Here is a 21,157-nt window from a genome sequence, read left to right as displayed (position 1 = left end):
ATGAATTCCTCATCTCAACTTCACCCTAACCGCCGCCAGGGGCGGCAGGGGCACTGGTTGTGCCCCCTTTTTTTCACTCTTTTTTCATGCCGCCCAACTCTTACCCACTCGCACATCAACAATGACAGGGATTGGGTCAAGCAATCGCTGCGCTACCTGCTCCATCCACCGATGCACGAGGCGACTAACCTTTGCTGCCATCCCTTCTGGGCATTCCACCAACACTTCATCATGCAACATTCCAACGATGTAAGCCTCAAATGGTAATCGTCCAGTTAGAATTACCAGCGCCAGCTTCGTGATGTCAGCGTTCAATCCCTGCACGGGTTGGTTAATCATCTCGTTTAATCTGGGCTGTTCTCGCCAGCGTCGTCGCCGTCCGGTCATCGTGCGGCATTCTCGTAACTTACTGATATAGACATCGCGCTTCACTTGTTCATGCCACTTTTTAATGCCGGGATACAACTCGAAAAAGCGTTTACAAAAGTGTCGGGCATCTTCCAAGCTCATCGTTACTCCATACTTCACCTGTGCCTGATTTTGCAGCTTGACTGCTCCCATACCGTAAATCAGTCCAAAGTTAATGGCTTTGGCTAAGCGGCGCTCCTCCTCAGTCACTTGTTCTGGTGGCTTTCCGAGAATGAAAGCGGCAGTCAATCGATGCAAGTCTTTTCCCGCTCGATACGCCTGCTGCATCCGGGCATCACCACTGATCTTAGCAACAATTCGTAGCTCAATCTGGTTGAAGTCTGCCTTGACAATGACGTTTCCTGGTTCAGCAACAAAGCAACGACGGATCGCCTCGTTGCAAGGAATGGTTTGCAGAGCAGGACCACGACAACTGGCTCTCCCCGATCGCGCGCCGAGTTGATACCATGTCGGATGCACTCGTCCCGTTGCAGGATGAATATGGCGCAAGAGCGGTTGATAGAAGCTGTCAGATAATTTGCTAAGGTGGCGGTATTGCAGCAGAGTACGAATGGCAGGATGTTTATCGGTGATCGGCAGCAACGTTCGCTGATCGGTTGATTTGACTGAAATGCCAATGGCAGCAAGGGCAGCTTTTACCTGCTTCGGCGAATTGGGATTAATCCCATCACTACAGTCAGGCAATAGGCTAATTTGAAAATCTCCAGGCGATCGCAGTTGTTGATGCAGTTGTTCTAAAGTCTGTGCTAGCTGGGTGTTAAGGGCAGACTGTTGCTCCTTCCACCGATGCTGATCAATCCCCATACCATGAAGTTCCATTTGGGCAAAGGCAACCAGGCATTGAGATTCAAGATGGGCGATCGCTTCTAGCCTCGTCGCTTTCAACCGCCGAACCAGAGCGTCATGCAGTGGTAGCAGAATTGCCGCATCCATCGCCGCATACTGTAGCTGCTTGGGAGTCAGGTTTGATTGCGAAAAATCACTCTGCTGCTGGTCTTTGTCGAGTTCAATCTCCAAAATTTTCTTGACTACCGCCTGTAGCGATGAACGAACTTTAATACCAGCCGTCCACACTTTAAAGGCAAGCTGTGTGTCGAAAAACGAACCGGATGGCGACATTCCAGCCTGCGTGAGAAATTGCCAGTCAAACTTGAAGTGATGTCCTACTTTGAGAGCACCACCCTGCAATAAGTGCTTGAGCAGGCGGTAGTCTTTGACTGCAAACAGGTCAACGATTACAACGGGTTGATTGGATGTCGCCAGTTGCACTAACCGCAGGCGATCTGTGTGCGGATCTCTGCCAGTAGTTTCGGTATCGATCGCCAGAATTTTTGCAGTCAGCAGCGGAGCGATCGCGGCTTCCAGATCAGCATCACTTTGTACATAAGCATAAAAAGGTTTGGCACGAACACCAGGAGATACCTTCTGCTGCGCCCGTTGCGTGTCTTCATAGGTATAAAAATCGGCTGACATGGGGAACCCTTATTTCATCTCCATGTCAGCGGCGGTAGCAGGGAAAGTAACTATTTCTGATTCAAGAGTCCAGTTGTCAACGCACGGCTAGCAGCTTCCGTTCGACTCTTGGCAGACAACTTTTGCATAATGCTGGCAACGTGGCTCTTGACCGTGCCTCGACTGATGAACAGTTTGTTAGCAATTTCACCGTTGGTCAGTCCTTTTGCGACCAGTTCCAGCACATCAACTTCCCGATCGGTTAGCTTCTCAAAAGTCTGGATGGGTTCATCAAACAGGGCTAAAGTCTCTTCAGAACGCGACTCTGGCTCTATTGGCACCTGAGGTTGAGTAGGCTTCAGCACGCAGCTTTGGAGAATGTAGCGAGCGATCGCCGGGTCGATCCAGTGGTTTCCTTCATAAGTTTGCTCCAATGCGGTTCCAATTAGCCCGATCGGATTATCTTTCATGCAATAGGAATCCGCTCCCGCTTCAAAAGCAGAAATCACATGGGCTTCATCTCCGCTGACCGTCAACACCATTACCTTGACTTGAGAATGGTGACGCTTAAGATGCTGGGTCACTTCAATGCCGCTCATTTTTGGTAGACTCAGGTCTACGATCGCAACATCTGGTTGTCGCGTCTTGATCAGCGTAAGTCCTTTCTCGCCAGTCTCTGCATCGCCAATGACTTCAATTTTGGGATTATGTTTGGGAAGCGCTACTGTCAACCCAAACCTGACCAGTTCTTGATCCTCAATCAGAAAAATCCGAATTTTGCTGCCAGCCATAATCTCACCCTCTTTTTGAGTCTGAGTGTGTACTGGTCGATTGCACCCAACGATTAATTCGCAAGACTTCCCGGCGGCAATGCTCTAACAACCGTTCTCCCTCAACAGCCAGAGGATGAGGCTGCTTTGCCAATACTTCCAGTTGCTTTGTCCACTCTATGAGAGATTGATTTCTGACGATAGCACAAGCTCCTCGAAACCGATGGCTACAGTAGGCAACTGCCTGCCAGTTTTGTTGCTTTAGAGCAACCTCTAGAACGGCAAGTTCCCGTCGAGCGATTCTTACAAACTTTTGAACAACTTCTAATACGGCTCTTATGCCATCAAACGTTTCCAGCAAATACGTCACATCCACGGGCACAGGATCAGAGGGTAGCACTCTCAAGTCACGGGGCAGAGACCTCCGCTTAGGCTGGTCAGGCGGTGAATTGTTCCGCAACTGCAAAGTCGATCGTCTGCCCCATTGATTTAGCATTTGGGCAAGTTCTTGTTGAGAAACTGGCTTGCTCAGGTAATCATTCATACCTGCATCCAAGCAACGCTGCCGCTCTTCCACCATTGCATGAGCCGTTAGAGCAATGATGGGCAAACTTGCGTGGGCAGCGTTGCATCGAATCAGACGGGTTGTGCTGTAACCATCCAACTCTGGCATTTGGCAATCCATTAAAACTAGATCAAAAGGCTTCAGTTTCAGCTTTCCCAACGCATCTTTTCCATTGTTGGCAACCTCTGCTCGATGCCCCAAGCGCTGTAGCTGGTGCTGTAAGACATATTGATTCATAGCATTATCTTCAACCAACAGAACGTTTAATGCCTGAAGAACAGATTCCACAGGCACTACAACCCCAACAGGTTCTGACTGTAAATCTGAGGTCCTTACATCAAACCGAGCTGTGAACCAGAATGTTGAGCCTTTTCCAGGTTGACTCTTGAAATCGATCTTTCCACCCATTTGCTCCACGAGTTGTTTAGAGATTGCCAGGCCCAAGCCTGTCCCTTCGTGTTGGCGCGTCGAGGAAGAATTAACTTGTGAGAAAGCCCGGAATAGTCTGGGATAGTTGCTGCGAGCAATGCCAACTCCGGTATCGGTTACTTCAAATCTCAGCAGGGTACTCGTCAGTTCGCAGACCTCTGCCCTAACAGCCAAACTGACCTTTCCTTGCGTTGAAGTAAACTTAATCCCATTGCCAATCAAGTTGAAGAGTATTTGCTTGAGGCGATGGGCATCTCCATACAATCGCTTAGAGACTTTTCCCTCGATCTGAACCGACAGGGTAAGCTGCCTATTTACTGCTTGTAGTTCCATCCCCTGGATGACCTCATTCAAACACTGATTGAGATCAAACCAGTGGCGCTCGAGAACCAGTTTGCCCACTTCTAACTTCGACAGATCCAGGATGTCATTAACGATCTTCAGTAGATGCTGGGCATTGGCATGGATGATTTCGACGAAGCGGCGGTGCTGTGAATTGAGCCTATCTCCTAGCAGCAGTTCTGTACTGCCTAACAATCCATTCATCGGAGTCCGAATCTCATGGCTCATATTCGCTAGAAATTGAGACTTAAAACGAGCTGTTTCCAGCGCCGCCTCTCGTGCCTGTACGAGCTGGTCGATCGGTTGTACTAACAAAAAACTACCGCCAATTTGCCCATCTTGGTACCACGGTTGAATCGTCCATTTCAACCAATGGTTTGAGCCATTATCCAACAGCACGGCTTCTTCAGAACGATGGGTAATCTTGCCGCGAACCGCCTGCTGGTGAACTTCCTTCCAGTGGTGGGGTACGCATAGTTTACTGCCGACAATTCTTTTACCGAGGAGATTGGCTTCTGCCAGCCAGTATTCACTATAAGCAATTATTCGTCCAGCACGATCAAAAATAGCCATTGCAACAGGAGCATGGCGAATCAAAGACTGGAGGCGCTGCCGTTCGTATTGTAAGGCGACAGAGTATCGAAGTTGCCGCCACACGCCAACAGCCGCGACAACGATCAAGCCGCTAATTACAATTACCAGAGTATTGAGCGGCATTAAGCGAGTTTCCACCGTTGACTGTGGAATGACCTGTGCCAATAGCCAGGGGGCTTTCTTCAGCGGTACATAGACGACTGTGTAACCTTGCCAAGTTTCGATGCCTTTTTTGTTAGGCTGCCAACGTTGCAGTAGTCCTTTGGGCGGGGGTTGAGTTGCGCGGATCACTCGCCCCGTTGAGCCAAAGAGAACCGTGCCACCAATTTTTGGCGCATCAATCTGGAATTTTTCAGTAGGAATTCCACCACCTAATACACCCACAACAGTCCCCTCTGCTGCACGTATCGGAGCCGCGATCACAATGGTAGGCTTTTGCGTATTGCGGCTTATAAGAGGATCGCTCACTGTCACATAGCCCCGAATCGCGTGTTGGAAATAGGTACGATCGCGAATTGAAATTTGCAGAAGACCTTCATTGGTAGTAAATATCTTGCGCCCGTTTCTTGATGCGATGAAAAAGCGATCCAACATGCCCATATGCTTTAGTTCGGTTTTCAGGTAAGGCTGTACGGACTGCCAGTTGAAAGAGCGCGTTACGGGGCTGTTAGCGATTGTGGCAACTTCTGTTTTCTTTTCCAGCAGCCACTGATCAATTTGTTGTGCCTGTCTTTCGGCATCTGCTAGAATTTCTTGCTGCACACTGGTGAGTAACAATTTTCTGACCAGCAGATAACTGCTGATGGTAACTACCCCAGCAACGACTGCAACACTCACACTAATGACACCCACTGCCCGCCGTTTACTGAGTTTCTTGAAATTTGGCTTCTTAAACATCGGCACCTCAAGAGCGACTGGGCATTCAAGAGCATTTGAAAGAATAAAAATATTCAGTTTTATCTTTAAGAAGTTTTGTTAAAAAATCTAAAACGCTAATATAGCAAGGCAATGTGAGCAATGGCATCTGGTCAGGAATAAAATCCATCATTAGTTGGATTTACAGACGTTGAGATACAAAACAGTCCACCTGTCAGATGACAAGCTCAAAACTAGCCAATCAGCAGATGACTGAAAAAAGAATGCCAGTCCTCTACTAAGCATGAGGGCTGGCAGTTCGATTATTCCTCGTCTAAATCGTCATCGTCAAAGTCGAAATCATCGTCGTTGATCGCTTCTGCTTCCATATCAAGGATATCTACATCATCGAGTTCATCATCTGGCTCTGCGATCGGTTTAGCACTCTTGAGCTTACGAGTCGTAGCTGGCAATGCCGGAGCGTCAGCCTCACCAGGCAAGGCAGGAAGCGACTGCTGCTCTGTAAAGCCTGCAATATCGTCGTGAATACTCCAAACCAATGCTTTTGTTGTTGACGTGCCTAGAAATAATTGAGACAGGTTGTTTGTTGCTGGAGGCGTAATGTTCTCCGTCTTGCAGCACCAGGACTTGTTGTTGCCCTCGCCCTCCTTCACGGCTTTGAAAGTGACTTCCAACACACCTAGACTACGCCACTTATCACTTTTGCCGGAATACCGCTGTCCGGTGAATTCGGCAAACGTTTTCTCCAGCTTGCGGTAGAACTCTTCACGGGCTGATTTGAAGCTCCAAAGGGCTACATTCTTGAAGCGCACAACAACTGGAGTTGTGTGTAGTGGTTGATTATCTTCATCAAGAAAGACCAGCGCGTGTTCGGAGCAAGCATCCATCGTCTTTTTGTCAAAGGTGTGGCGATACTCATCGTACAGTCCGACTACCGTATTGCCCAGTTCTTCAATGTCAGACTTGTAGCGAATGTACTCTGGCACAAACGCTAGCACCAACATTCGCACTTCAGTGAGGAGTAGTCCTGTTACCTCTTCCGTCAGTTCAACTGTGTGAAGATCCTCCTCGTTCGGCATTGCTTTCCATCCGGCTTTATCAAGCTGGTCAGAGGGAATCAAAATGCCTGCTGGTTTATCGTTAACGACAATTCCGTAAGGCAACTGCGGACGGCGCACCTGGTTATAGTGTTCGTCTAGCAATTCTGGATCAATCTCCAATACAGAAGCTTTCGGTTTGGTGCTTCGAGTTGTTTTTGTCGTCGTAGATTGGGCGGGTCTGGTTTTTGTATTGACCATGCATGGAATTTCAAACTCAGCACGGGAGAGGGGGCGATAGCCACCACGCTCTACTAATTGTTCAGCCTTTGTGGGCAACGACTAATCGGCTCTCGACTGTCACCGGGCGATCGCTCCCCCAAAAGATTTCCAACGGCAAATCAAGGAGAGTTGCATCAATTCGCTTGAGAAATCTCCGAAACTGCTGCGCTCTGGGACAGTTTTTACAGTTCATGGAGTTGCTAACGACACTCACCAACTGTCCACCCGGAGCCAGAAATTCTCTATAAGCATAACGAATATGTGCTAGATCAACTCCACGCTGCTCAAAACTGGCAGAAAAGGGAGGATTCATCAAAATCAGGTCATAGAGTTGAGTGGCTTTGGTATTTAGAAAATCACTGCCCACAACTTTGAAACCTTGCTGGAACAGAAGAGCTTGGAATCGAAAATCAAGTTCAACGACATCAACAACTGCCCCTCGTTGTCGCATTGCCTGAGCCAGGATACCAGAACCAGCACTGGGTTCCAAAGCAGTTATGCCAGATTGAATCGTGACTTGTTCTAGCATCATTTTGGCTAGTTCAGGTGTAGACGGAAACCAACCATATGGAGGACTTTTGAGGATTGAGTCGTAGAGAGATCGCAACACAGGAGAGAACATAGCTATATCGGCACTTCCTCAACGGCTTCTAAATTCTTCAACACGACATTTATTTCATTCGAGCAAGTTACTGAGGCAGAAGGTATTGGAACAATGGGCTGACAACTTTCAGATAGCAAAGAAAATAGCCACCGCTCCGTTTGCTCATGTAATTCAGCATTCCAGTGAAGGACTATTTTCTGAGCCGATTGGTTGGGGTGTAACGCAACAACAATCAGCGTTACGTCGTTGGGGTGCATCTCAAAATGTTTGGTAGTTACCCAGAGTTTGACACGATCGCTCCAAGTTAAATGCGGCTGTCGAATTGCCCATTCGAATAGCTTGGGTTGTCCCTGACGGAATCCCACATTTACCTCTACCCTTACATAGATCTGGCCATCTAACAGAGCCGCGATCGGGTAATTTAGTTGTAATCTCTTGCCCGGACATAACGCATTTGGCAGAGCTGCCTGCACTTCACAAACTAAGTGATGCAGAGCCGGATCAGATTGCAGCAACGGTTCCGCAGGTAAGTTGAGGTGTAATTGTTGTATCACCAGTTGTAAATGGTCTTGTAGGGCTGAAAAAGGTGATGGAAATAAATCATCAAGACCTGAAGGTTGTAGTTTTCGCAGGTCAGAGAGGGTGATCAGCATAGCGAAGAGAGGTTAACAGCTCACTTCTGCGCCGGAGGGCGCGAACAGATAAACCTCAGTTAATATCTGCCATCTGGCTAAAAAAACCTGACCATTTATCAGTGCTGAATGGAAGTTGATGTCTCTGACAATGGGTTGGCAATTTTTCGAGAAGCTTTACACGCAATTCACCACCATGCCTAAACACACCCCCCAATTTTCAGCAATCTCCCCCAACAATTACTTGGCTCCCTTTATCAAAACCTTCCAAGAATACAACAATCCTCAAGGCTGGGCATTCATGGGAGTTTTCCTAATGCTGATGTTGGTGATGATGATTGCGGGAAAAAGCAAAGGCAAAATTACGACGGGGAGAGTGGCACGGATGGCTGAAAAATTAGCTGCCGTTAGAACTGCTTTAAAGCAAATACGAGAACGCAAGCACAATCGGGTCACTCTTTGGTGTGGCAAACCGCGCTACTGGATCAAGGGTTCATTTCGAGCCGTGGGAACTCATCTTCAAACTCTGCTGGGAAACCCTCCAACCATCTTTTTACCCGATGCTCAGCGCAGCCTACTGGTAATCGGAACGCCAGGAAGCGGCAAGACTGCCAGTGTGATTGATTCAGCCCTTGAGAGTGCTTTCGCTCAAGGATTTCCAGTCATTCTCTATGACAAGAAGGGTGATCAGATGCGGCTCCATGCTCCACTTGCCGCCCGCTACGGCTATCAAGTGTGGGTGTTCGCGCCCGGTGAACCCTACAGCGGAGTCCTCAATCCACTCGACTTCATCCGAGATCCTTATGATTCTGTGATGGCAGGCGAGATCGGACAGGTAATCAATCGCAACGCTTCCAGGGGGGGCAAGAGTGATGAGTTCTTTGCGACGGCGGGTGATTTACTGGCAAAAGCCCTGCTGCAACTAGCCAAAGGCACCCAGTATCCTGACATGGCAATGGTTTATGCACTACTGCGTCTGCCGAATTTAGCTCAACGGATTGACTATGCGGTGCAATCCCATCAAATGGATGAGTGGGTTGCTACGTCTTTTAACCAGTTTCTCAGTGCCAAAGATGCGGAGAAAACGATCTCTGGAATTCTAACGACAGCAGCGGCAACCTTCAGCAACTTCATCCAGGCAGACCTGTTACGAACGTTCATTGGGCAATCTGACCTCCCTGCTCAAATTCAAGGCAGGCAAATGATTGTGTTTAAGCTGGATGATGCCCGCCGAAGTGTGGTAGGCCCACTGCTAGCAGCTGCATTGCATTTGACGATCGTGTCAAATCTGTCCAAACCTCGTAAAGATCCCCTAATCATTTCCCTGGATGAATTACCATCGCTGAAACTGGAACGGTTGCCGCAGTGGATTAACGAGTACCGCTCCAACGGTGCTTGTTTCTTGTTGGGCATACAGTCGCTCAATCAACTTTACGAGCAGTATGGAGAGAAATTGGGAGCCGCGATCGCCTTCGCGTGCAGCAGCCATATTCTCTTCAATCCTGGTGATGTCAAAACCGCAGAGGAATACTCTAAACGCTACGGCGAAAAAGAGGTTGTCGTGCGAACCCGCTCTACGAGCCACAGCACAGGACTTCATAGCAGTCGGTCTACGAGTTGGAACGAGTCTCTCCAGAAAATCCCAATCCTTACCCCTGATGAAATTTTGCGCTTTGAGCAAGGGAAATGCGTGATTACGAATCCTGCTTATCGATCGCGTGGTGAGGGTTCCATTCCCTATCTGCTGAAGATTCCGATCGCGCAGGCTGAATTTAATCACCGCACCAAAACTGAGAGCCTGTGGGATAGCCAGGTACAGCCTGCTCTTCAGCGTCGAGTTCGGCTGGCAGATCACCAAGCACTGACCCAGGCACTGTACGAACGTATTGAAGCTGCCGATCGCCTCTTGCCATTACCAGAGAACAACTCCCCATCAGCCAGCGGAGGAGTAGAGCGATCGCCAGATGTATTAGACAACCTGCCTATACGCCAGTACCGACCAGGGTTAAGTTAGGGTGCAATACAGCTCTTACAAAGTTAGCTTTTGAGCATACTTTGCACCCTAAAAACTTTGGCAAATTTTTGAGAATCCCTTCTGTCGAGCCATTGCCGCCATCTGTTGTGTCGTAAAACAAACCACAGAAACCGCTGCCGTCCGGCTCCACGACAAAATTTAGATCATGACGAGATGCCAGAACCACGAGTGGCAACGCCGACATTAGCTGATGTCCTAAGCTGTGCAGTGCTACGAAGACAGCAGGATAATCCCACAACATTTGATATTGAGGAGGAATCGGCTGTCCTTCAAACGCGGCTTTTGCTTCGCTGGCAAACTTCGGTAGATAATTCTGTGCGTCGGCATTGAGCGACAATTTGAGGATCGGAGTACTGTAGCTGACTTCGTAGGGCTTGCGAAAAGCGGTCTCTGTGACAACTTTTACAATTTCCGCTTCTCGGGTTCGCTTGCTGCACGCTGGACAGTGAACCGTATTGGGTAGTGATTCTCGATAGTGAATGCACCTTTTGTTCAAGCAGGTGCGCTCATACTGCCGGGTCATCAGTTGGTAGCCAGTCGTCATCTGGCTCAATGTGCCAAACCCTAACTCCAAAGTGAGGTGGGCAGGTGATGTCTCTAAAGCAGACTGGCTCTCTTGCCCAACTGAGAAATTTAGTGAGATCTGTATTGGCTGGGTCAGTAAACTTTGTGTTTTTGCTTCGTGATGAGTCAGGGCGCTAGTGAATATAGCTCCGTCATCGATGGGCGTGAGGGTCGCCAATCGTTGGGTCAAGTCTAGGGATTCAGATCGATAGGTCAGCATCTGCCCAATTTCGTCCTGCCTGCGGTAAATTGCACCCGGAAACACTTCACGGTATGCAATCTCATCGTTCATCTCTTCCAGTTGTCTACCAGAAATGATATCGATCAGCTTGAAGCTACCTTGACCCACTCCTCCCCGAAAGTTGACATCACTATGAGGAAAACCTTTAGCATAAAGTCCGTTTCTGCCTTTGAGCAGGTGTCCTTGAGCCGTCAGCAATTTGGCAACCTTCACCGCTTCAGTGCCGAAATAAGGCTTCAGTTGATTCGTTTGAATTCCTGTTTCAACGGCGGCACAGAGCAAGTGTTTGGCAAGTAAGATTGGGTAGTTAGGGTTAAAACTGATGGATTCGGATGCTGCGAATAGACGATCGCGCTCTGTAAAATGAACATCCACCAGACTTTGAGCGATCGGGATGTAGATTGCCAATCCTCTATTCCTCCGTCCTGCCCGACCAATTCGCTGCCAGAAACTCATCAGGCTACCAGGAAAACCACGCACGATCGCACAGTCCAGCACAGGTAAATCAATTCCAGCTTCCAGTGCTTCAGTGCAAATAATCCAGGTAATTTGACTCGTCTCAAGCTGCTGAATAATTTCCGCCCGACGCTCATCGCTGAGAGAGCCATAAAAAACCGCAACTTTTCTAGCAAATTGGTCACAGTGTTGTAATTGGCATTCCTGTTTGACTAACTCTGCCAATGTTTTCGTCACTTCTCTAGCATTACAAAAGGTGATGCCTCGTAATCCCTGACGCATCAGAAAAACCATCAGCTTTGCCGTTTCAGCATTCGCGTTGTAAGTCGGTTGAGTGACTATCAATTGCTTCTCTGGTGTAGAAGCACCGCTAGTTTTGATCCAAGTTAGCCGTTTGGGATCAGTTTGTTGCCTATGCCCTGATAGCCTGCGGGCAAGTTGAGTCGGATTACCACAGGTGGCAGAGAGAAAGATGAATTGCAGATCGTTAGAATTCCCGCCGTGGCGATCGACTGCCAGTTTCAGTCGTCGCAAGAGCAACGCCATATTTGCCCCATACACTCCGTTAAAACTGTGCATCTCGTCTACCAGAATGTAGCGAAGCCGAGAAAGAAAGTGCTGCCATCCCTGCGATCGCCAGACAGTGCGAAGCTGGTAATGCAGCAATTCTGGCGTGAGCGCGATAATGTGCGGATAAGCATTGAGCAAAACTTCCCGCTCAGCCTTGCTGGTGTCTCCAGTCATCTTGGCAAATACGGGACGCTGATTGTCAGGCATCTGCTCCAGCAAAGCATTCAGCTTCGTATTCTGATCACTTGCCAAGGCTTTTAGTCCGTAAAACGACAGGCAGCGATCGCCCCTTGCCATGCATCCTTCCAAAATCCCCACGTAGGCAGCCCAGGTTTTACCTGATGCAGTCGGAGGAGTGAGAACCACATCTTTACCTGCCCGAATCGCTTTTAGTGCCATGCGCTGATGGGAGTAAAGTGTTTCAATTCCCTGTGCCTGGAGTGCTTGCCTCAATACGGTTGGCAGCGACTTGGGTAATGGATGCACCTCTGCGGATTGAGCCGCGATCGTTTCTTGCCACAGCAATTGATCACCTAGAAACTGAAAAATGTCTCCATCGTCCAAAATCTCAGGTTCTGATTGTTCTGGCTCAGTGGCAGTTGCCGCAGGAGCCCATAGTTCCTGTAATAATGCAGCATAATTCGGTGATGGCATAACCCCTTCCTCAAAAACTTATAAAAAATCCCCAGAAGGGGGAAAAAGGAAAGGAGAAATTACGGAAGAATGTGCAATTGTTTGGGGCGATGTATTCGATCGTCGTGGCGCTGACTCAGTTACAGGAATTGGTGGATGATACCTGTTTGGCGGTGGGGAGTGAGGCGTATGCGACGGCGTTGCAGATGTATAACTATGCTAGGGCGCGTGGACAGGGTGGAGGCTTGAATGCAGTCGTGGGTGAAATGAGGCAACGGTTTGCCCGCAAACCCCGAAAGGCGAAGGCTCAGGAGGGAACGGTGAAAGTTGAAGGGACAACGGCATAGTAAAAAGCCTGACCATTTGACCTCTGAGACTGACGGTTGAAGCTCAGAACTCGAAAGATGGAGCAAAAAGCTCGACGTTCCGGGTTCTGAGCTTTAATTCTGGAGCAAAAAGGCTGATGTCCCGAGGTCAAAGGTTGGAATTCCAAGTTTTGAGGTCGAAGTTTCAAGTAAAAAGGTTGGAATTCCGAATTCTGGGGTTGAAAGGTGAGGTTCAGAGGGAGATCGCAAATAATTTCCTGTAGAAAGTATTATGGTTTTGGGCGATATTCGACGTTTTGAGCTAAAAGTATTTATCCTTGAAGAGACTCATCTCTCCTTGAACTTTGTCCTCTGCACTTGAGGATCTACCTTTGCAATGGAACCAATCACCTGGGCATTTATTCTAACCAGTATTCTCGGCGGAATCATTGGTAATCGAGCTGATGCAGGTTTCGTGGGTGCATGGGGAACCGGTACAAAAGCTTTAGCATCTCGTATTGGGCAGGGAGATCAGTATGTCAACGATGAATTAGAGAAGGCAGTACGTCGATCGTTCTTAAGAGCATTGCAAACGATAGCAAGTGATAGCCTGGAACAGTTAACGGGGGGATTCCAGAAGTACCGAGGGATTTATGTATGTAGTCAAGAAAATAGACAGGACGTAACTTGGCTAGACCAGTATCTCAAGAAAGTAGAGAAGCAGATTACTCAAATAGGAAATGATAATCTAATAACAGTTCCTCTAGAGTCAGTACAGCAAATTGAGTTGTTGGTAACTCCAGATGGAATATTAAATGAAACTTTAGTTGAGAAAGCGAAGCAACAGCTAATAGATTCAGCAGCACAGGAGCCAGGAACTCCAGAACTCTATCGAAGGATAGCTGAGGAAAGCTTATTCGAGCGACTCTGCCTATTTTTTACTTACGAGATTAAAAATAACTCTGCGGTTCGTGACATTTTCCAGACTCAACTTCTAGCTAAGGTTAATCAAATTCTTGAAGGGCAAGCCTTGACGCTGGAGAGTATGCAATTAGCATTGAAAGACATTACAAGCTCACTACCACATTTACTAAATAAGCTAGATTCTTTAGAAATTGCAGTTCAACAACTTGGATATAATCAAGAACAACAATTTTCCGAACTTACTTCAATTCTGTTGAATAATGCTACCACTCTGGAAGATGTTAAAGCTTTATTACTTGAAAATCGCCAAATCCATGCTGATCTTGAAAAGTTACAGCAAGAGGCAAGATTCATATTAGGTGACATTCGTGCAGATATTGGAGGTTTAACGCTTAGTCGCAATAATATAGTTGCTGAAGCATTGGAAAAACTATCGAGTACTTCGCTTTTAGAGATAGGAGGTGCTCCTGGAGTTGGTAAGTCAGCAATATTGAAAGTTCTTGTTGAGCATCAGAAAAGCGAAAGATCTGTCATAGTTTTCTCAGGAGATCGCATCACTGGCACAGGTTGGAATGGTTATGCCAGCTATCTACAACTCACTCAACCACTAGATAAATTGTTGCTGGCACTAAGCAATGGTGCTCAAACCACGATTTTTATCGATGGGATCGATCGCATCAATGAACAGGGAAAGCGTACTGTTATCAATGACTTGTTTCGCACTTTAGCGGAGCTTTCCGGTGATGAAAATGATTCTCCACGCTGGGTAGTTGTATATTCAGCACGGGAGGAAAACATCCAAGATGTTTATCGGTGGCTAAATTGGCAATTATTAGGAAAGCCAATAACGCTGCGAGTGTCTGAATTGACTCTAGATGAACTTCAACGAGTTGCTGAACATAGTCCTCGCCTTAGACCACTGTTGTATCTTGAGCAACTATCTCCTGTACTGAAGACCCCATTAATGCTGAGCTTGTTAGAAGATGTGCGAATGCTGCCAAACTCAGGAGAACTACCACCCCTTGCTACAGAAATAGAAATCAGTAAGGTTTGGTGGGAAAGAATGGTAGGAGATGAAGGCTCTGTTACTGGTCGTGACAGGAAGAGTTCTCTCTTAAAAGTAGGAAGGCGAGTTGTTCGATCTCCTGGAAAGCTTTTTCCTACTGAGGACGATGCTTCTCCTGAATCGATTGTCTCTCTCAAGTCAGATCGAATTCTCTCACAAGATCCTGAACGGGAATTGTACCGCTTTAGTCATGATCTGCTAGAGGACTGGGTAATGTACCGTGTACTAGACCAGCACCGAGAAGAACTACCTGTCTACTTACGAGAAATAGGTGAACCATTTGGTTTATATAGAGCAGTTCAACTGCTAGGAATAGCTTTACTAGAAAACTCTGAAACAGCAGATCCTTGGATTGAACTACTAGAAAAGATCGAAGGAGCTTCGGAACTCTCAGTTAGATGGCGGCAAGCTTTATTAACTGCTCCTTTAGTGTCCCCACGCTCCGATGAATTACTCAATAAAGCTAAACCATTGCTCATGGCTGATAATGCACGACGACTTATTGAGCTACTTATTGCAGTACGAACATTAGAAGTTATGCCAGATTTCTCTCTGCTAAACCTATTTATGGAAGAAGAAATAAAGGTTAGTGATCGATTAATGCCGATTCTAATGAGTAATCCAATTCCAAGATGGTCTGTTTGGCAACCATTCATGGGTTGGTTATTAAAACATATTCATCACTTACCTATTAATACTCGTTCGGAGGTTATCAAGTTAATGGAAATTTGGCAAGTCAAATCCCAAGTGGGTTCAATCTATCGAAAGGAAATAGGTGAAATAGCTATGATATGGCTTCACGAATCTGAAGCAGGAGAAAATTGATAATGCCTAGATTTGATCCATATGAGAAACAATTACATAAAATCATTGTTCATTCAGCAGATGTTTTACCAGAGCAAGTCAAGGTTTATCTGAAGAAGCTTGCTCGATCTAGAAATGATGATATAAAGAAAAACTTAATTTCTCAAATTCAGGATTTTAAGCCTCTTGTTGATTCAGTTCCAAAGGAGTACGTTGATTTTGTACTTGATCTACTGATTAAAAAGCCTATTCGCTTAGAAGATTTACCTAATTATCCTAGAAGAAGAACTATCCCATCATCAGATGATGTATGGCGGCGAGAATACAGTATAAATGATACTTTTTCCTTCTTGCCACCTGCTCCTATTCAGGGACCTTTTTTCTATCTTTTACTAATTGACGAAGATGAAGGTTTACGATTAATTCGCTCTCTTACTAATGTCGCAACTGATAAGTGGTGTGAGTATCAGGGGCAAAAAGAGTTTGACCGTCCTGGGTTAACTCCTTTACCAGTCAAAATCAACTTTCCGTATGGCTCTCAGAAATTTTGGGGTAATACTCAGGTTTACTGTTGGTTTAGAGGTACAACAGTCGGTCCGTACGCAGTTATGTCTGCTCTAATGGCATTAGAAGAGTGGATGGAGCGGCAAATTGAATCAGGTGAAGATGTGGAAACCCTCTTCCGTAAAGTCTTAGCAGAGAGCAGTTCTGTCGCAGTGTTGGGTATCTGCGTCAGCATGGCGCTTGCTTATCCCGAAAAGTGTTTGAAAGCAGTTCTACCAATTGTTAGTTCCCCCTATATTTGGGAAATGGATCTTGCTCGTCTGGTGCATGATGGTAGCAATTCATGGAGAACTTTGAAAGAATGGGAATGGGATAGTAGTAAGAAGCTATATTATGATGTTATTGAAAGACGGAATGAAAGACCACAACGTTCACGTGAAATTAGGCATTTAGCAATGTATTACGTTTTATCAGATGATGAATCCTTAAGGATTCCATTTGAGAACGCAGTTGCACAATTTGCAGAAAACCTTCCCTTTTGGTATCAAGAAGAAGCAGAAGACCCAAATGCTTTAGCTCCGCTTCTGGATAAGATGGAGAATTATCAGGTTTTTGGTAAAAGAGAGAATTATCGACAGCAGAGAGTTGGTCAACATTGGCAGATTTGGGTTGAACGCCCTCAAGAAATTAAGCAACGAAACGAGGATCTTCTTGCTTCTAACTCCGACTGGGAAAGTTGGTTAGAAGTTTACCTGTGGGCAGAACAGACTATTAAAGATGCTAGCCCCCAAGAAAGAATGACCTTAGAGCAAGCTGTAGTTGCAGCTAAGGAACTTCAAACATCTGAAGATTTCATTGAAACAGATGGAGAGGATATTTGTAGCTTTACTCGTCCTCAAGCAATTGTTGGTGTTGCAACAGCAATTCTCGCTGTAGATTTTAAGTGGGCAAAAGCAAACAACCATTTAGAATGGAGCCGTATGGTTTTGCTTGCAGCATCTCGTATGGTTGAAACTGACATGTATGCTATTTCACCATCTAGTGTAAGAGTGTATGCTGGTCGTGGCTTGGCTTTACTCGTTGCCCATGGAGTAGCCGATTTTGAAGTGCGGCAACAAATTCTGCTGCTTATCAATGATTCGATGAAGCGACCTCATCCTCTTCAGGAAGTAGTCAAAGCGATATTTTATGGTTTACAAAATGCTTGGAAAATCGATTCAACTCTATGCTGGAATAGTTTAAGTCTTTGTCTTAATTTATCTATAGTTCCTCAAGATCTATACGTTTGGAAAACTATTGGAGAGTTTGGTATTGAGTACGAAAGTTTAGAACCCTGGAAGCAACAAATTTTCAGAATGCATCTAGATAACCTACCGCAAGATTTAATTCCAGATCTTCCTAGGATTCCAGTAGAAGCAGAGACAGCTTTTCTGTATGAGTATGCAACTTGTGCGCTCTATGCCCTTCCTTTAGATGAATTAATGCAAGATTCAACAATCAAAGACAAGCTAGTTCAACTTGGTGATGATTTAATAGCTCGAACAATTACAGACAATTTACCAGTAGAAGGTAAACAATATCAACGCTCTCATAAACCATTCGAGTGGAATACCTTTGTCTTTAATTGGCTGGCTAAATTAGCTAAATCTTTAAGCACTAAAGAAATTCGTAGCCACATTTTGGCACCACTACAAGACAATTGGACTGAGGCTCCAGACTTGGTGGCTAATCTATTAAACGGATATATCAGTCATCAAATTGCTTATGTTGAAGAACCATCTGAGCAAGCTTTGGAAATTTGGAAAGAAGTTTGCACTTGGGTGCTGAATAGCCCGGAAATTTCTAAAAAAGTTAGCCATGACTATCTTGATAATGAAACTGGGGAAATTTTACAGCTAATCATCTTTACCCAGTATGGTAGTTCTCGTATTAAAGATGATTGGCAGCACGCCCACCTTTTTGTTGATGTTTTTGATAAATGGGTTGGTGCAGTTGGTCATAATCCCTATGCTTATACTCATCTTATTATTATGCTCAACGGAATTGGTTGGCAGTTTTCACCAGAACCAACTCTCAGGTGGCTTATTCAATGTGCAAGCAATGCTACTCACGATCTTTGGAGCGAAGAACGCAGAAATGGCAGTAGAACGGCAGAATTATTGAATCGAATTTGGAATAACTTTGAGAAACAGATTCGGAGAGATACTGAAAGCTTGCAACGGTATTCTGGCCTTGTTTATCGTCTGGTGAGTGCAGGTGTGCCCTTAGCAAGCGTTCTTCAGAAGAAGCTGGAAGGTCGAGGATAAGCTTGGTGTGCAAAATAGTAAGCTCAATGCTTCTAGCACATCAGGAGCGATCGCCCTCTAACCCTCACCTTCGATCCTCTGCTCCCGAAATTCCGATCTTTGAACCCCAAACTTCGCCTTTCAATTTCAAAACTCCGACTTCAGAGCTTGGAACTTTGACTTCAGAACTCGGAACTTTGACCCCGAACACCGAACGTCAGCCTTAAAGCTCGGAACTCCGACATCTGAACACGGTACGTCAAGCTTGGAACTCGAAACTCCGAGATCAAAGCTGCAATGGTCAGGTTTGCTATGCAACGCAACTCTTCCAGAAGCTGAAGCTATACGAACAGAAGCTCAACTGTGTAAACCTGTATCAAAAACCACTCGATGCAGGCTCAGCGGTGAGTAACCAACGTTGCTCGTGGAGACGGTGCCATGCCTTACGAACGTGCTGAGGCTTCATAAGTTCTCGATGTCGTGGACTCCAGTCCTGGACTTTGACGATCGCCTTCTCAAAGCTTGCTGCTGTTTGCGGATCTTCCTGAGTAACCCAGTGGGTGATCGCCAGCGTCTCTAACCCATACTGGCGCTCGAAGCCTTCCATCAGATCAGACACCCGACTTAGAACTGTCGGTTCGCTGACTTTTCCTAGAGGAAAATATTTTCTCAACGACAGAATGCAGCATTCAAGCCTTGTAAATTTTTAAGAGTTTAGCTAATTTTTGAAGCAATTTATGCATCCCTCTTTTTTGTTGAGCTAATTGCGAGTTTTCTCAATAGCAGACGAAAATGCAGTACAAATAAATTACTTTTGGGTTCAAAAAATGAGCGAACCGACAGTTAGAACGTCAGTCGTAGCAGAGTTATCAGCCAGATAAGCATGAGCAATTTCTGTTGCGATTGGAAAAAGTCAAACTCTATCTGTCCAGTAATTTGGCTTGCGCTGGAGATGCATAAAGGCAACAATCAAGATGCGATCGCCCCGAATCTGGTAAACGATGCCGTAGGGAAAGCCAACGGTTCGGCAGCGTCTCGTGTTTATGGATAGTTGTGCCCAAGCCTCTGGAAACTTGACAATGCGTTCCAGCGTGCAGCGAAGCTGATCCGTTCCGGATCGCTCTACCTCATCGAGAAAAGCATCGCCTAATTCCTGATTGATCCCATCGTAGTAATCAACCGCTTCTTGCAGTTCTCTCTGAGCATCAGGATGAAAATCGTACCGCATCAGCGATTCCGAGAACGCAGTTCCCGTATAACCTGTTCGCCAGGAATCAGTGTCACTGTTCCTTGCTCCACCGCCTGAACTCGCCGTTCAGCTTCCTCTGCCCAGAGCATATCGACTTCTGCCTGTTGTTGGGCATCCAGGCTTTTCAGAAGATGCTCCGCCAGCATCGCCCTTAAACCAGGTGGGAGCGCCAAAGCAGCACCAAAAATGTCATCGTAGGCAGTATTAACCATACTTATGAAGTTCTGCGTTAGAGGCTATACCCATTTTAAGCGTTTTTTAGAATACAGGCATGTAAACAGTTTCTCCAGCAACAGACATAGCCGCTAAATTACATTTTTAGGGTGCAGCAGTGCTCAGAACCTGGTGATTTTGGTCAGATTATGCACCCTAAATCAAGTCTTGAATAGCCTTGCAACCCCCACCAGTGCTGGCATTATCACGTCAGGATTGGCTCCCTGTTTCAAGTCGCATTCCAACTCGAACAGCGATGTCACTGCTTGAGTCAACGCTATTATCGGCGTTTTGGCAACCTCTTGACGCAGGTAGTAGAGCCGCTTGGGGTTGCCCACTCCGCATAGTTGAGCGATTTCGGTGTCTTTCCGCCGCGTCTGATCGTTGAGGGCACACTTGACCCATAACCAGGTGCGAAACTGAGTCAGAAGAGTTGAGAGAACCACTAGCGGAACCTCAGCTCTCGATCGCAATTCATGCAGTAATTGCAGCGCCAGCGCCACATCCCCTTCTCTCATCGCACTCGCCAGTTGCAAGCTAGTGCTCGTCGTACTGGAGACCAAGCGTTTCACCTCTGCGAGGTTTAGAGATTGACCGTTGGCATACACTTTCAACTTTATCAGTTCAGAATCCATTCGCGCCAAATTATTCCCGATCGCCCTTGCCAGGTATGCAACCACAGGTTGAGCCATTTGCTGCCTCGCTCGATGAGTGATCGCAGCCTCAATCAAATCTGTGCGCCAGGGTGGAATGATCTCAAATTCTTGCAGTTTGCCGTGTTTGAGTAGATGTTTTGCCACTTTCAGGCGCTTATCGATGCTTTTGCCTGTCAATATCAGTGTGGTGCTGATGGGCAAGCTGGGAAGCATTTGCAGGATTTCAAGTTGTTGTTCGCCAAACTGATTGAACTGGCAGTTCTCAACAACAACGACCCGCTTTATGTCAGCTAGAGGTGAAGTGCGGGCAGTTGTGATCGCTTCAGCTAAAGCTTCCGGTGCATAGGTATGGAAATTGAACGCCAACCAGGTTGAATCAAGTTTGGACTTGAAAACTGCAAGCTTTTGCTGAATTGAATACGTGTCTTCGCCAATCAGTAAATATGTGGGCATGGCTGTTGTAGAAGAGAGGGTAGAGAAGAATCCAGCTGCCGGGCAATTCAGTAGCGGTCGCTGTCAGTGACAGAAATCGTTGTTCATCAGAGAACAGCGGTAGCAGTCGCACGAAGCTCTAATTCCACAGGTTTGTTGGGTATGTCAATAGTTTTGTGTCAAAGGTGAAAAGTTAGAGGGGAAATCG

The 21,157-nt window shown here is 46.5% G+C and carries 15 protein-coding genes; 4 read left to right on the top strand and 11 right to left on the bottom strand.

Features of this window, described 5'->3' with window-relative positions; translation table 11 throughout:
• Positions 1 to 84: 84 nt before the first annotated feature.
• The 6 genes from ACKFKH_RS21220 to ACKFKH_RS21195 all read right to left on the bottom strand — a co-directional run bounded on the left by ACKFKH_RS21220 (position 85) and on the right by ACKFKH_RS21195 (position 8,033).
• Positions 85 to 1,902, bottom strand: a complete 1,818-nt coding sequence (locus ACKFKH_RS21220; protein WP_446860343.1) for a DNA polymerase — start codon at positions 1,900 to 1,902, stop codon at positions 85 to 87.
• A 50-nt stretch (positions 1,903 to 1,952) separates the two neighbouring features.
• Complete coding sequence (locus tag ACKFKH_RS21215) at positions 1,953 to 2,672, bottom strand: response regulator (RefSeq protein WP_446860342.1); 720 nt, start codon at positions 2,670 to 2,672, stop codon at positions 1,953 to 1,955.
• A 4-nt stretch (positions 2,673 to 2,676) separates the two neighbouring features.
• On the bottom strand, positions 2,677 to 5,478 hold the full coding sequence (locus tag ACKFKH_RS21210) for an ATP-binding protein (RefSeq protein WP_446860341.1): 2,802 nt from the start codon (positions 5,476 to 5,478) through the stop codon (positions 2,677 to 2,679).
• Positions 5,479 to 5,759: 281 nt separating this feature from the next.
• Complete coding sequence (locus ACKFKH_RS21205; RefSeq protein WP_446860340.1) at positions 5,760 to 6,755, bottom strand: DUF5895 domain-containing protein; 996 nt, start codon at positions 6,753 to 6,755, stop codon at positions 5,760 to 5,762.
• A gap of 61 nt (positions 6,756 to 6,816) precedes the next feature.
• Positions 6,817 to 7,398 carry a methyltransferase gene (locus ACKFKH_RS21200; RefSeq protein WP_446860339.1) on the bottom strand — a complete coding sequence of 194 codons (582 nt, stop codon included), beginning with the start codon at positions 7,396 to 7,398 and terminating at the stop codon, positions 6,817 to 6,819.
• A gap of 2 nt (positions 7,399 to 7,400) precedes the next feature.
• Positions 7,401 to 8,033, bottom strand: coding sequence for a hypothetical protein (locus tag ACKFKH_RS21195; RefSeq protein WP_446860338.1), 633 nt, complete (start codon positions 8,031 to 8,033; stop codon positions 7,401 to 7,403).
• Between the two features lie 175 nt (positions 8,034 to 8,208).
• Between ACKFKH_RS21195 and ACKFKH_RS21190 the strand changes: the two genes are divergently transcribed.
• Complete coding sequence (locus tag ACKFKH_RS21190) at positions 8,209 to 10,026, top strand: type IV secretory system conjugative DNA transfer family protein (protein WP_446860337.1); 1,818 nt, start codon at positions 8,209 to 8,211, stop codon at positions 10,024 to 10,026.
• Here ACKFKH_RS21190 and ACKFKH_RS21185 read toward each other — a convergent pair.
• The gene (locus tag ACKFKH_RS21185) at positions 9,995 to 12,532 is read right to left on the bottom strand and encodes a DEAD/DEAH box helicase (RefSeq protein WP_446860336.1); all 2,538 of its coding nucleotides are present in this window, start codon (positions 12,530 to 12,532) and stop codon (positions 9,995 to 9,997) included. The two genes, ACKFKH_RS21190 and ACKFKH_RS21185, sit on opposite strands and share 32 nt — an antisense overlap.
• Positions 12,533 to 12,603: 71 nt before the next feature.
• Here ACKFKH_RS21185 and ACKFKH_RS21180 point away from each other — a divergent pair, with 71 nt between their 5' ends.
• From ACKFKH_RS21180 to ACKFKH_RS21170, 3 genes are all read left to right on the top strand, one after another.
• Complete coding sequence (locus ACKFKH_RS21180) at positions 12,604 to 12,858, top strand: hypothetical protein (RefSeq protein WP_446860335.1); 255 nt, start codon at positions 12,604 to 12,606, stop codon at positions 12,856 to 12,858.
• 355 nt (positions 12,859 to 13,213) lie between these two features.
• On the top strand, positions 13,214 to 15,631 hold the full coding sequence (locus ACKFKH_RS21175; protein WP_446860334.1) for an AAA family ATPase: 2,418 nt from the start codon (positions 13,214 to 13,216) through the stop codon (positions 15,629 to 15,631).
• 2 nt (positions 15,632 to 15,633) lie between these two features.
• Positions 15,634 to 18,420 carry a hypothetical protein gene (locus ACKFKH_RS21170; RefSeq protein WP_446860333.1) on the top strand — a complete coding sequence of 929 codons (2,787 nt, stop codon included), beginning with the start codon at positions 15,634 to 15,636 and terminating at the stop codon, positions 18,418 to 18,420.
• Between the two features lie 355 nt (positions 18,421 to 18,775).
• On the opposite strand, the gene ACKFKH_RS21165 is transcribed toward ACKFKH_RS21170, so the two are convergent.
• From ACKFKH_RS21165 to holA, 4 genes are all read right to left on the bottom strand, one after another.
• The gene (locus ACKFKH_RS21165) at positions 18,776 to 19,072 is read right to left on the bottom strand and encodes a hypothetical protein (RefSeq protein ID WP_446860332.1); all 297 of its coding nucleotides are present in this window, start codon (positions 19,070 to 19,072) and stop codon (positions 18,776 to 18,778) included.
• A 240-nt stretch (positions 19,073 to 19,312) separates the two neighbouring features.
• Entirely contained in the window at positions 19,313 to 19,627 is a 315-nt protein-coding gene (locus tag ACKFKH_RS21160; RefSeq protein ID WP_446860331.1) for a type II toxin-antitoxin system RelE/ParE family toxin, read from the bottom strand.
• A complete protein-coding gene (locus tag ACKFKH_RS21155; RefSeq protein ID WP_446860330.1) occupies positions 19,627 to 19,860 on the bottom strand; it encodes an addiction module protein in 234 nt (77 codons plus the stop codon). Before ACKFKH_RS21155 ends, ACKFKH_RS21160 begins: the two co-directional genes overlap by 1 nt.
• Positions 19,861 to 20,022: 162 nt before the next feature.
• Entirely contained in the window at positions 20,023 to 20,970 is a 948-nt protein-coding gene (gene holA, locus ACKFKH_RS21150; protein WP_446860329.1) for a DNA polymerase III subunit delta, read from the bottom strand.
• Between the last annotated feature and the right edge of the window lie 187 nt (positions 20,971 to 21,157).

This window comes from Phormidesmis sp. 146-20 (assembly GCF_052939475.1).
The sequence above is the reverse complement of the archived record's forward strand: the minus strand, read 5'-3'. Positions and strand labels throughout refer to the sequence as shown.

Bases quoted from the DNA above. Each gene is read 5' to 3' on its own strand.
- ACKFKH_RS21185 (WP_446860336.1), bottom strand. From the start codon at position 12,532: ATGCCATCACCGAATTATGCTGCATTATTACAGGAACTATGGGCTCCT.
- ACKFKH_RS21220 (WP_446860343.1), bottom strand. From the start codon at position 1,902: ATGTCAGCCGATTTTTATACCTATGAAGACACGCAACGGGCGCAGCAG.
- ACKFKH_RS21215 (WP_446860342.1), bottom strand. From the start codon at position 2,672: ATGGCTGGCAGCAAAATTCGGATTTTTCTGATTGAGGATCAAGAACTG.
- holA (WP_446860329.1), bottom strand. From the start codon at position 20,970: ATGCCCACATATTTACTGATTGGCGAAGACACGTATTCAATTCAGCAA.
- ACKFKH_RS21210 (WP_446860341.1), bottom strand. From the start codon at position 5,478: ATGTTTAAGAAGCCAAATTTCAAGAAACTCAGTAAACGGCGGGCAGTG.
- ACKFKH_RS21175 (WP_446860334.1), top strand. From the start codon at position 13,214: ATGGAACCAATCACCTGGGCATTTATTCTAACCAGTATTCTCGGCGGA.
- ACKFKH_RS21155 (WP_446860330.1), bottom strand. From the start codon at position 19,860: ATGGTTAATACTGCCTACGATGACATTTTTGGTGCTGCTTTGGCGCTC.
- ACKFKH_RS21160 (WP_446860331.1), bottom strand. From the start codon at position 19,627: ATGCGGTACGATTTTCATCCTGATGCTCAGAGAGAACTGCAAGAAGCG.
- ACKFKH_RS21190 (WP_446860337.1), top strand. From the start codon at position 8,209: ATGCCTAAACACACCCCCCAATTTTCAGCAATCTCCCCCAACAATTAC.
- ACKFKH_RS21170 (WP_446860333.1), top strand. From the start codon at position 15,634: ATGCCTAGATTTGATCCATATGAGAAACAATTACATAAAATCATTGTT.
- ACKFKH_RS21200 (WP_446860339.1), bottom strand. From the start codon at position 7,398: ATGTTCTCTCCTGTGTTGCGATCTCTCTACGACTCAATCCTCAAAAGT.
- ACKFKH_RS21195 (WP_446860338.1), bottom strand. From the start codon at position 8,033: ATGCTGATCACCCTCTCTGACCTGCGAAAACTACAACCTTCAGGTCTT.
- ACKFKH_RS21205 (WP_446860340.1), bottom strand. From the start codon at position 6,755: ATGGTCAATACAAAAACCAGACCCGCCCAATCTACGACGACAAAAACA.